At 70.5% G+C, this 12,059-nt stretch carries 6 protein-coding genes; 3 read left to right on the top strand and 3 right to left on the bottom strand.

The features are described from left to right. Nucleotides 1–37 precede the first annotated feature (37 nt). Both ABZ795_RS00425 and ABZ795_RS00420 read right to left on the bottom strand, forming a co-directional pair. Nucleotides 38–2,995, bottom strand: coding sequence for a BTAD domain-containing putative transcriptional regulator (locus ABZ795_RS00425; protein ID WP_357527604.1), 2,958 nt, complete (start codon nucleotides 2,993–2,995; stop codon nucleotides 38–40). Nucleotides 2,996–3,119: 124 nt separating this feature from the next. After that, the gene (locus ABZ795_RS00420) at nucleotides 3,120–6,224 is read right to left on the bottom strand and encodes a hypothetical protein (RefSeq protein WP_357527602.1); all 3,105 of its coding nucleotides are present in this window, start codon (nucleotides 6,222–6,224) and stop codon (nucleotides 3,120–3,122) included. A gap of 223 nt (nucleotides 6,225–6,447) precedes the next feature. Between ABZ795_RS00420 and ABZ795_RS00415 the strand changes: the two genes are divergently transcribed. Next, on the top strand, nucleotides 6,448–6,954 hold the full coding sequence (locus ABZ795_RS00415) for a hypothetical protein (protein WP_357527600.1): 507 nt from the start codon (nucleotides 6,448–6,450) through the stop codon (nucleotides 6,952–6,954). Here the strand turns inward: ABZ795_RS00415 and ABZ795_RS00410 are convergent. After that, a complete protein-coding gene (locus tag ABZ795_RS00410; RefSeq protein ID WP_357527598.1) occupies nucleotides 6,851–8,026 on the bottom strand; it encodes a helix-turn-helix domain-containing protein in 1,176 nt (391 codons plus the stop codon). The two genes, ABZ795_RS00415 and ABZ795_RS00410, sit on opposite strands and share 104 nt — an antisense overlap. Nucleotides 8,027–8,147: 121 nt before the next feature. On the opposite strand from ABZ795_RS00410, the gene ABZ795_RS00405 reads away from it, so the two are divergent. Beyond that, nucleotides 8,148–10,394, top strand: a complete 2,247-nt coding sequence (locus ABZ795_RS00405; RefSeq protein ID WP_357527595.1) for an aminotransferase class III-fold pyridoxal phosphate-dependent enzyme — start codon at nucleotides 8,148–8,150, stop codon at nucleotides 10,392–10,394. Between the two features lie 4 nt (nucleotides 10,395–10,398). Next, on the top strand, nucleotides 10,399–11,994 hold the full coding sequence (locus ABZ795_RS00400) for an FGGY-family carbohydrate kinase (RefSeq protein WP_357527593.1): 1,596 nt from the start codon (nucleotides 10,399–10,401) through the stop codon (nucleotides 11,992–11,994). Nucleotides 11,995–12,059: the final 65 nt, after the last annotated feature.

Below are 12,059 nucleotides of genomic sequence, written 5' to 3'. Positions count from 1 at the left end.
GGGCACCATGCCTCATCTCGTGCGGACCGCGCCCCGGCTAACTCCTCACGACAGCCGCGACAGCAGGCTCGGTGGGGGCCGCATCCGCACGCTGTGCCGCCGTGGGGTGACCGCGGTCGTCCTGGCGTACCAGCGACACCAACTCCGCCCAGTCCAGCACGCGACCCCGTGCCGTCGCCGCCTGGTATGCCTCGTCACTGAGCGCCTCCCGGACGGCGCGCGCGCTAGCCGGGGCGTCGTACGGGTCCATCCGCTCCGGGAAGTAGCCGATGGCTGCGCCGAGCGCCGCCACCGCGCCGAGCAGCACCGCACCGCGGTCGGCCTGGCCGAGGCGGGCCAGCACCCCGGCCAGGGAGTGCACGAGCGCCAGCCAACTCGCCCGGTCGTTACCCGGGTCGGTCTCGCGCGCCAGCGCCTGCAGCGTATGCAGGGCCTGCTCCGGACGCCCCTGGTCGACGCTGACCTTGCTGTCGGCCCAGGCCGAGGAGAGCACGGCCCACCAGTGGCCACATTCGCGGGCCAGCCGGTTCGCCTCGGTCAACTCCCGGTGTGCCCGGTCCAGGTCTGCGACGGCGCGACTGATCTGGCCGCGTACGGTGAGCGCCTCCGCCCGCGCGCCCGGGTTTCCGACCGCCTCGGCCAGCGCTACGGCCTGGTCGGCCAGGCTCAGCGCGCCGGGCACGTCGCCGCCCATCATGAGCATCGACGCCAGATAGCTGACCGCGGTCGCCCGGACGTCTCGGGCATCGACCCGCTCGGCGAGTTCGGCCGAGATACGGAAGACCTCCGCCGCCTGGGCGTGGTCCCCGACCAGGTAGGTGACCCCGCCGATCGCGAGGAGCAGCCGGGCCCGGATCAGCAGCAGTTCCTTCTCGTGTGCGCTGTCGGAGGCGACCTCGTCACGCAGGGCCGCCTCGGCGGCCCACCCCCACCGGGTGCCGTCGGTGATCTGCCCGGTCCGGAACCAGAACCAGGCCAGGGCGGCGCAGATCCGGGCCGCGCCGAGGGTGTCCCCGGCGGCCAGGGCCGATTCCAGGCCGGCCGCGATGTTGTCCCGTTCCAGCCGGAGCCGCCGCATCCAGTGCGCGCCGTCGGTGGTGAGCAGTCGCGGCTCGGCGGCCTCCACCAGGCCGAGCAGCCAGGCCCGATGCCGCAGCCGCAGAGCCGCCCCTTCGGCCTCGGACAGCAGATCGGCGGCGTAGTGCCGAATGGAATCCAGCATCCGGTAACGCCGGGGCTGGTGTGCGCCCTCGACCGTGACCAGCGACTTGCGGACCAGACCGAGCAGCACCGCGAGGACTCGGGGCACCTCGGGGCTCGCGCCGACCTGCTGGGCGGCGTCCAGGTCGAACCCACCGGCGAAGACGCTGAGTCGGCGGAACACCTGCTGTTCGGCCGGGGTGAGCAGCTGATAGCTCCACTCGATGGTCCGCTTCAGCGTGACGTGCCGGTGGTTCCCGGAGGGCCCGGTGCCGAGCAGCGCGAAGCGGTCGTCCAACTGGCTCAGGATGTCCCGCAACGACAACGCCCGGCACTGCGCGGCGGCCAGTTCGATGGCCAGCGGCAGGCCGTCCAGTTCCTCGCAGAGTTTCCGGGCGGCTGGCCAGTCCACCTCGGTCTGCGCGTCGCCGGGCAACACCAGCGCCATCCGGGCGATCAGCAGCCGCACCGCGTCCTCCGGCGGCAACGAGGCCAGCTCCAGCAGCGCCTCGCCGGGAATGCCCAGCGGCTCTCGGCTCGTCACCAGGATTCGCACCTCTTCACCGGCGCTGAGCAGCCCGCTGGCCAGCTCGGCGACCCCACCCACCAGGTGCTCGGCGTTGTCCAGAACGATGAGCGTGCGCCGTGGACCGACGAGCCGGGCCAGCTCGGCCGGACCCGCCGGGACCGGCAGGCCGAGGGCGTCGGCGACGGTACGTGTCAGCAACGCGTCGTCGGGCACCCCGGCCAGTTCGACCAGCCACGGGCCGTCGGGGTCGGTGCGGGTGCGCAGGCTCTCGGTGACCAGCCGGGTCTTGCCCACCCCACCGGGGCCCGTCACGGTCACCAGGTGGTGGGCGGCGAGCAGGGCGTGCAGTCGGGCCTGTTCGGTGGTGCGTCCCACGAAGGAGGAGATGGCGGCGGGCAGGTTCCGGTTCGCCGGCATGCTGGTGACGGCCTTGGCGGGTGCCGGTGGTGCAGCCGCGCCCAACGCCTCGTCCTGCCGCAGAATGGCGTCCTGGACCCGCAGCAACGACGGGCCGGGGTCGGTGCCGAGTTCGGTGGCGAGCCGCTCGCGTGCCTCGCGCAGCACGGCTAACGCGTCGCCCTGACGGCCCGCCCGGTAGAGGGCGATCGCCAGCAGTTCCCAGCCTCGCTCACGCAGCGGATGCTCGATGACGAGTGCCTGCAACTCACCGATCGCGGTGGCAAGCTCGCCGACGTCGAGCAGGGCGGCGAGCCGAAGCTCCCGGGCCGTCGCGTGCAACGAATCCAGGCGAGCCACCGTCGAGGCGGCGAACGGTGCGTCGGGAAAATCGGCGTACGCGGGTCCGCGCCAGAGCCCAAGCCCCTCGTCGAGGTGGTCGAGGGCGGCCTGGGGTTCACCGCGGTCCAGGTGTCGGCCGCCCTCGGTGACCAGGCGGGTGAAGCGCTCCGCGTCGACTGCCTCGGCCGGGATCCGCAGCGCGTATCCCGGGCCTTCACGAACCAGCAGTCGAGCGGCGGCGCGCGCGGCCCGGTCGGGTTCCAACGCCCGACGCAACGCGGCCACGTAGCCGAGGAGGGTGGTCATGGCGGGCGGTTCCCGGTCGCTCCACACCTGCGCCAGGAGCCGTTCCGCCGAGACGCTGCTGCCGTGGGCGGTCAGCAGGACGGCGAGCACGGCCCGTTGACGGGGGCCGCCAAGGTCTACTTCCCGGCCGTCGACCTCCGCGACCAACGGACCGAGAACCCGGAAGTGGACGTGCACGAATCTCCCCACCGGACCGGCGTCGGCCGCGACGCCGGGTGCCACTGCTCTTATGATCATCGGCCGTCGATGATCACAACAGAGTGCCGGGAGTTCAGGCAAGTCCCAATCCAGAGAACGACAGATGCCCGGCGGTTCGCCGGGCATCTGCCATCTCATCGGTGTGGACTTACTGGACCGGCGTCGCCGCGGCGACCGCCTGGGCGGTGCGGATGCTCTGCAACGCCAGCTCGACCGCCGGCAGTCCCTCCACGTACTCCTTGTCGGCCAGCTTCTTCGACCAGAGCACCAGCTGGTCCCGCATCACGTCGGTGCGCTGGTAGGTGAGGTACTCCAGGCAGTACGCGACCGGGTCGAGGGTGGTCTGGAGATTGCAGCCGAGTCGGGACTCGCCGGTCAACGGCGACGTCTCGATCGCGGCTTCCGGCTTCAGCTTGCACGGGAACGCGTTGTCGGCACAGTAGTTCGACCGCGCGTGCTCGTACGGGCCGGTGACCAGGTTCATTCCATCCATGTCGGACGGAGTGCGCAACCGACCCACCAGGTTGCTGCTGATCCGTTCATCCTGTTGCAGGGCGGTGCCGAAACCGAGCTTGATGTACGACGTCATCAACCGCGCCTGCTTGGTGAGCTGCTGGTTCAGGTGGTAGAGGGTTTCCTCCGGCTTGGTCGGGTTGGGGTTGGTCAGCTCCCGGCTGACCCGGGTGTAGTAGTCCGCGGCCTGCTGGTGCAGCCAGTTGGTCGACCGTACGCGGGCATCTTCGGTGTTGTCGACGTAGCTGGCGGACTGCTGGAACTGCGCCTTGTAGGTGGAGTCCCACTTGGCGATGTCCTCCGACGCCCGACGGCAGGCGCCGGGCGTGCCGTCCACGTGCACCCGGCAGACCTCACCCAGAGCGAAGACCTTCTTCCACTCCCGCACCACCCGCCAGGTGCCATTCCACTTCTGCCGCACCCGCATGGTGAACTGGAGATCGGCGGTGGTGACCTCCCACCGACCGGAGGTGCGGATGTCCACGTTGGTCCAACCCGAATCGTGGCAGAGCTGGACCGGCGAGTCGGCCCGGCCGTACTGCGCCACCCAGAGCGCCTGCGGCAGGTCGGCGTAGCGGACCTGACTCGGTCGACTCAGGGCCACTCCGCCGTCCGTGCAGGACGGCACGGTGGCCGGGTCAGCCGTCGGCTTCTGGCCGGCCGGCACGTCCTGCTTCGGGCCCGCGAACGGGTTGTGCTGGCCCCCACCGCGGATCTCGTCGCGGATCACGGCGGCCCGCTTCGACATCTCCCACGCCGTCACCCGGTACTGCATGATGGCGTTGCGCATGAGGTCGTTCAGGTGGCCGTAGGGCGCAACCGGGTCCTTCTTCGCCCGGCTCAGGTCCCGCGCCGCCTCCTGAATCTGGTTGCCGGCCGCGAGCAGCCGGTCGGACTGCTCGCTGTCGGTGCGGGCGCCATGCTGCGGGTTCTGCGCCAGCAGCATCTGGTACCCGGTGGCCGCCAGCAGCCACGCCTCCGCGTCGACCGGGTTGTGCACCTCGTTGCTGCCCGAGCCGAGCCCGTTGCCCTTGCCGTAGTTGTGCAGGTAACCGATGGAGCCGTAGGTGCCGTACATGTCCAGGGCCTGATTCGAGTCGGTCGCGCCCAGTGGCGCGATGAATCGACTGTCGCGCGCCACCTCGGTGGCGTCGAAGACGAGGTCCTCGGCGAGGTCGCTGTAGTTGACGCTGGTGTCGGAGTACGGCAGCCGCTGCCCGGTCCGGGCCTCGTACCCGACGCCCCGGTTGATCCGACGCTTGATGTCGCTCACCGCCGCCGTCTTCTGGTTGGCGAAAATGGCGCTGCCCCACATGTCGACCTGCTCGGTCAGCTTGGCGAGCCGCTCGTTGATCTGGATGAGCTGGCTGTTCGTGGCGTTCTGCAGCTCGATCACCACACCGAACTGCTCCAACATGTCGGCGTAGATGGTGCTCAGCCCGCGCTCGATCCGGTCGAAGCGGTCGTTCATGTTGGTCCGCAGATCAGCTACATCCTGCCGCAGCGCCCGCAGTTGCTCCAGGATCTGCTCCTCCGGGCTGGGACCACCGGCGAAGATCGGCAGCAGAGCCGAGATCGCCCCCAGCACGTTGCCGGTCAGCGCCAGCGTGCTCATCGAGGTCAGCGCCGCACCGAGCCCGAGGCCCGCAACGGTCGGCAGATACTGGTTGATGGCCGTGGCGATCTGGCTGGCCGCTCGGCCTACCGCGGCGACCGTCTGCCCGGCCCGCGGGTCGACGAAGCCGGCGAGTAGCGCGAGCACCTCCACCGCGCTGGCCGCCCCGTTGATCCACTGCTGTGCGGTGTTGGCCTGCCGCATCGCGGCCTGGCGGTCCTGTGCGGTGGGCTGCGGGGCCCCGTTGTCCAGCGGGAAGCGCTCCAGCAGCTCGCGCAACGCCTCGTTGTAGCCGTCCACCCGGCCGCCGATCGCACCCAGCAGGTCTTCGAGCTGCGCCATCGTGTCGGCCAGCCACTGCTGGTTGTTCTGCTGGTTGTCGAGGATCGCGTTGACGTTCAGCCAGGTCGCCAGGTACGGGTCGGCGGCGAGACTGTCGATGGTCGCCCCACCGTCCACGTTGTACTGCACGCCGAACGTGGCATTCCAGGCGTCACGGAAGGTGCTGTCGGCCAGCGAGAGGTTCGCTACCCCGTGCCAGATCCAGTTCTGCACCTCGTACGCCTGCTGGAACCAGGAATGCTGGAACTGCGCGGCGGTGATTTGATCCACCATCGAGCCGTAGTTGCGCAATTGGGTGCCGACGGTCGACTCCATCAACTCCCGCATGATGGGCGCGGCGACCGTGCCGCCGGGTGCCATCGCGCTCAGCTCCAGCAGCTTGAGCACGAACTGGTACGCCGGACGCTCCAGGTCGTCCGCGGTCAGCCGGCTGTTGTAGAAGTTCCGCCGGATGACGGAGTGCTCGATGATCTGCTGTCGGGTGGCCTGCGGATGCAACTGGCGGTAGGCGACCATCTCCGCGCTGAGCATCATGTCCTTGAAGCCGTCCGCGCCGTTGATTCGCGCCCGCATGTGCATGGTGAACAGGGCCCGACGCAGGCTCGCATCGTCGACCGAGACGGAGGCGTTGTTGGCGGAGGCCGATGGCGCGACGACGATGCCTGACGCCGCCATGCCCACTGCGACCACGAGCGCGGTCAGGGTCCGCAGACCGCGGCTACGCCACCAGCGGTGTCGACCGCCCCGTTGCAGGCCGACCGGTAGGTCCGCCCTGGATGCCACCGCGCCACCGGTGGCATTGAGTTGGCTGTGCACTTTCTACCCTCATCATCCTCGGCCGTTTGGCCGTCGATGCAGCTTGACCCGCGTGAGTGGGAGGCCAGTGGGAACTCAATGGGAAACCGCGCCGCCACCGGCTGATGCCGCACTGCCGGCAATGGATCTTCGGTAAGGAGATCGACAATGGTGTGGCCATCACCCGCTCACCTGCCTAAACTCCGCCTCCATGCGGGCAATCAAGGTTCTGGCGAGTGCGGTTGTCGGTGCGATCGGCTCCGGTGTCGTCCTGGGGCTGCTGTCGCGCCTGTTCATGCGCCTCGTGACCCTCGCGGCCGACGGTGACCCCAGGTTCAACTGGTCGGGGACGTTCTTCATCGTGCTCATCTACGTCGTCGCTGTGGCACCGGCCGCGCTTGCGGCCGCGATCACGATGCGGCGGTGGCGCTGGATCGCCGCAGCGGTGGGGACGGCGTTTCTGATGGTGCCCGCCATCGGCATCTCCTCCGAAGAGCTCGGTCACGTGCAGGAGCTCTCCACCATGGCCTGGATCGGCGTCGGCGCGACCACGGTCGCTGTGTTCGCCACCGTGTTCGCCGCTCCGGCGGCCGCCATCTGGTCGGTGGACCGGCTCAAGGGTCGTACGCCCGTCGCCGGCTGGCCAGCACCACCATCAGCTCGAATCGGGCGCTCGGGTCGTCCAACTGGTCGCCGTACAACTCGCGCAGGCGCTTGAGCCGGTAGCTGACCGTCTGCGGGTGCACGAACAACTCGGCGGACACCTCGGCCCGCGAGCCCCAGTGTCGCAGCCAGCTGTGCAGGGTGGGCAGCAGGTTCTCCCGCTGCGTGGGGCGCAGGTCGGCCAGCGGTGCGAGGCGGCGGGCGGTGAGCACCGCCAGTGCACCGGTCTCCCCGCGCAGGGCCAGTGCGACCAGGTGATCGTCGACGAAGATCGGGCCCGGGTCGGGCCCGAGCAGCCCGGCGGCCACCTCGGCGAGCCGGACCGCCGCCGGCACCTGGGACCACGCGAGTGCCGGGCCGACCACGGTCCACCGCCCGGCCAGCGCCTCGGTCAGCGCGGCCCGGGTGGCGCGGGGTCCGGCCCGCAGCAGCAGCACCGCGTCGCGGCCACGCTCGACCACCAACCCGTCCGGGCCGTACCGGAACCGCAGGTCTCGGGCCTGGTTCAGCGGCAGCAGCACCGGCACCACGACGTCGAGGTCGGGCCAGCCGATCCGGGCCGCCGCCGCAGCGACCGTGCTGGGCATGCCGTCGCCGCGCAGCAGCAGCTCGGCGAGTTGTCGGCGACGGTCGCCCTCGCCGGCCTGCTCACGCAGTTGGAGGGCGTACCCGTCGGTGCTCGCGGCGGCCAACTCGTCGACGTACGCGATGACGGCGTCGGAAAGGTCGATCAACTCCTCGGTCCCGACCGGACGCACCCGGGAAAGTGACTGTGACGCGGTACGCAGCAGTTGCCGCGCCGCCATCCGCAGCGCGGCGAGCAGCGCCTCCGGTCCGCGTTCCTCGCGGGCCTCGGCCGCACCCAGGGCGACGAAGACCTCCCGAAAGGAGCCCGGCAGCGCGGGCTCGTCGGTGCCGACCAGGTCGAGGAAACGGTCGAGCGCGACCTGGACGGCGTGCCGCACGTCCCGGGCGAACTTGTCGTCGACGATGCCGGCGAAGGCCGGGGTGGCCTCGGTGACCGCGACCGCCACGGCGTCCACCGTCACCGGCAGGTGCGGACGCATGGCGGTGGCCAGATCGGCGGAGAGGCGTCGCCAGGCGGGCGCGGACCCGGGCACGGTCACCCGGCGATTTTGTCACGCCGGGATGAAAAAGCCGGGAAATGTCGCTGCCGGCGGGACGGTGTTTCGACGCGCGCTCCGGGTCACCATGGACCCCACCGCCGACCCGACCGAGGAGAGTGCCGTGCAGCATCGCCGGTCCCGCCAGCATGTGGTCGACATGTGCCGCACCATGCTGGACCGTGGCTACCTCAAGGCCACCGAGGGCAACGTGTCCGTGCGGGTGCCCGGTCACCGGTTGTACGCGGTGACCCCGAGCAACTACGACTACGACCGGATGCGGGTCGAGGACATCTGCATCGTCGACTTCGACGGCAAGCACGTGCCCGACGACTCCGGGGTGGAACTCAAGCCCTCCATCGAGTGCGGGATGCACGCCAACATCTACCGGGAACGCCCGGACGTGAACGCGATCGTGCACACCCACCAGCCGTACGCCTCGGCCCTGGCCTTTCTGCGCAAGCCGATCCCGGCCCTCACCGACGAGCAGGTGCGGTTCCTCGGCCGGGAGGTGGCGATCATCGACTACGCCCCCTCGGGCACCTCGTTGCTGGCCCGCAACGTGCAGAAGAAGGTGGCCAGCGGGGACAACGCCTTCATCATCGCCAACCACGGGGTGGTGGCGGTGGGCACCGACCCGGATCGGGCGGTGTTCAACATGGCCCTGCTGGAGAAGGTCTGCATCGCGTACCTGCTGGCGTTGACCAGCGAGGCGGGTCGGGTCTTCACCATCCCCACCGCGATCCGGGAGATCGCCTTCGGCAAGTTGCGTGCCGACGAGAAGCGCATCGCCGCCCAGATCACCGAGGCGGTGGAGCCGCTGCGGGTGCCGGCCGACGAGCCGCTGCCCAGCGCGGACGCGGTCGCCGCGGAAACCACGGCGGAGGCGGTCGACCCGGAGGCGAGCGGAGACGAGGCCGCCCGGTTGGGGTATGCGATCAGCACCTACCCGGACGTCGAGGACGTGCTGCGGCGGTTGAAGGCCCTGACCGCCCAGCCGATCCGCGGGCTGCGGCACGACGCCCTGCTCGACGTGCTGAACTACTTCGACACCAAGTGTCGGGCCAGCAAGGAGATCACCGACCGGGCCAAACGGCGCATCCCCGGCGGGGTGCAGCACAACCTGGCCTTCAACTACCCCTTCCCGCTGGCCATCGAGAAGGCCGAGGGGGCGTACCTGGTCGACCGGGACGGCAACACCTACATCGACTTCCTCCAGGCCGGTGGGCCGACCATCCTGGGCAGCAACTACGGCCCGGTCAACGAGCGGGTGGCCGAGGTGGTCCGCGAGTGCGGCCCGGTGACCGGCCTGTTCCACGAGTACGAACTCAAACTCGCCGAGATCATCCACCGGTACATGCCGCACATCGAGATGTACCGCGCCCTGGGCTCCGGCACGGAGGCGGTGATGGCCGCGGTACGCGGCGCGCGGGCCTTCACCGGCAAGAAGATGGTGATCAAGGTCGGTGGGGCGTACCACGGCTGGTCCGACACGATGGTCTACGGGCTGCGGGTGCCCGGCACGTACCGGATGAACGCCAAGGGCATCCCCTTCGGGGCCACCGCCCGCACCCGGGAGGCGTTTCCGCACGACCTCGGGCAGCTCAGACGCAAGCTGATCGAGAACCGGCTGCGCGGCGGCACGGCGGCCGTGGTGGTCGAGCCGGTCGGCCCGGAATCCGGCACCCGGCCCGCACCCCGGGACTTCAACGCGAAGGTCCGCGAGTTGTGTGACGAGTTCGGCGCGTTGCTGATCTTCGACGAGGTGGTCACCGGGTTCCGGCTGGGTCTGGGCGGGGCGGCCGGCTACTTCGGGGTCACCCCGGATCTGACCGTGCTCGGCAAGGCGGTCTCCGGGGGCTACCCGATGGCCGGTGGGGTGGGTGGTCGCGCGGAGGTGATGGCGGTCTTCGGTTCCGGCCTGGACGGTAAGAGCGGGGCGCACATCCAGGTCGGCGGGACCCTGTCGGCCAACCCGCTGTCCTGCGCGGCCGGCTACTTCGCCATCGAGGAGATGGCCCGAACCAACGCGCCGGTCATCGCCGGACGGGCCGGTGACCGGCTGACCCGGGGACTGCAACGACTGATCGACTCGTACGGGCTGCCGTATGTCGCGTACAACCAGGGTTCGATCGTGCACCTGGAGTGCAGCGGGGTGATGCTGCTGGACATGCGGCACCCGGTGAAGCTGCTCAAGGAGAACAAGGCCCGCAAGCGGCTGATGGAGCAGATGGGGGCGGCGTACACCGCGCACGGCATCATCACCCTGGCCGGTTCCCGGATGTACACCTCGATGGCGGACACGGACGCGGTCATCGATGACGCCCTGACCCGCTTCGATCAGGTCTTCGCCCTGGTCGAGGGGGTCTGAGCCGGTGGCCGCCACCGCCCCTCAGGTGTTCGCGGTCGACCTGGGCACCTCGGCGTTGAAGGCAGCCCTGGTCGCCGCCGACGGCACCGTCACCGGCTGGGCGCAGCGGTCCCTGCCGCTGCGGGTGCTGCCCGGGGGCGGCGCCGAACAGGATCCGGCGACCTGGTGGGCCGCGCTCGGGGCGGTCGCCGCCGACCTGGGTCGGGCCCATCCCGACCAGATGCGGGCGGTGACCACGGTCTGTGCCTCCACCCAGGGTGAGGGCACCATCGCGGTGGACTCCGCCGGGGAACCCCTGACCCCGTGCATCTCCTGGCTGGACATGCGGGGAGCACCCCACCTGCGTCGACAGTTCGGCGGCTTCCCCGCGTACCAGGGAATGTCCGTGCGCCGCATCGCGCGGTGGCTGCGGCTCACCGGGGGGATGCCCTCCCCCACCGGCAAGGACCCCGCGGCCCACATGCTGTTCGTCCGCGACGAACTGCCCCGGGTGTACGCCCGCACCACCGCCTTCCTCAACGTGCTGGACTGGATCAACCTGAAGCTCACCGGTCAGACGGTGGCCACTGTCGACTCGATCCTCACCTCCTGGGTGACCGACAACCGCCGCCCCGGCCAGGTCCGGTACTCCCCTGCCCTGGTCGCCGACTGCGGCATCGACGCCGACAAGTTGCCGCCGATCGTGGCCTGCACCCAGGTGCTGGGCCCGCTGACCCCGGCCGCCGCCGCACACCTGGGGCTGCCCGAGTCGGTCCAGGTGGTGGCCGGGGCGATCGACACCACCGCGGCGGCGATCGGGGCCGGCACCACCGGCGACCGGCAGGCCCACCTCTACCTGGGCACCTCCTCCTGGATCGCCGCCCACGTGCCCGCCAAGAAGACCGACGTGGCGGCCGGCATCGCCTCGGTGCCCTGCGCGATCGGGGACCGCTACCTGATGACCGCCCTGCAGGCCACCGCCGGGGCCAACCTGACCTGGCTGCGGGACAAGGTCGTCGAGTACGACGATCCCCTGCTCGGCGCCGGTCACCTCAGCCGGGACGAAGGCACCATCTTCGACGCCTTCGACCTGATCATCCCCCGGGTGCCGCCGGGGGCCAACGGGGTGCTCTACACCCCCTGGCTGTACGGCGAGCGGGCCCCGGTCGACGACGCGAACCTGCGCGCCGGTTTCCTCAACATCTCGCTGGACACCAACCGCTCCGACCTGCTGCGGGCGGTCTTCGAGGGGGTGGCCCTCAACACCCGCTGGCTCACCGGGGCGGTCGACCGGTTCCTGGGCACCCCGGTCACCTCGTTGGCGATCACCGGCGGCGGGGCCCTGTCGGACTCCTGGTGTCAGATCTTCGCCGACGTGCTGGGGGTGGAGATCCGCCGGGACGCCGGACCGCTGGCGGTGAACGCCCGGGGGGCGGGGTGGATCGGTGCGGTCGGCACCGGTGGGCTCGGCTTCGGCGACATCCCCGACCTGATGCGTACGGATCGGGTCTTCACCCCGATCCCGCAGCACCGGGCCACCTACGACGAGATCTTCGCCGTCTACCGGGACCTGCACAAGCGGCTGGCCCCGGTGTACCGCCGGCTGCACCGGCCCCGCTGAGGCGTCTCCCATCGGTTGGGACGCAGGGCTCCGGTCGGCGGTCCCGGAAGTTCCAGAACTCATCG

The organism is Micromonospora sp. NPDC047134, assembly GCF_040643455.1.
Classification (GTDB): Bacteria; Actinomycetota; Actinomycetes; order Mycobacteriales; family Micromonosporaceae; genus Micromonospora.
The sequence above is the reverse complement of the archived record's forward strand: the minus strand, read 5'-3'. Positions and strand labels throughout refer to the sequence as shown.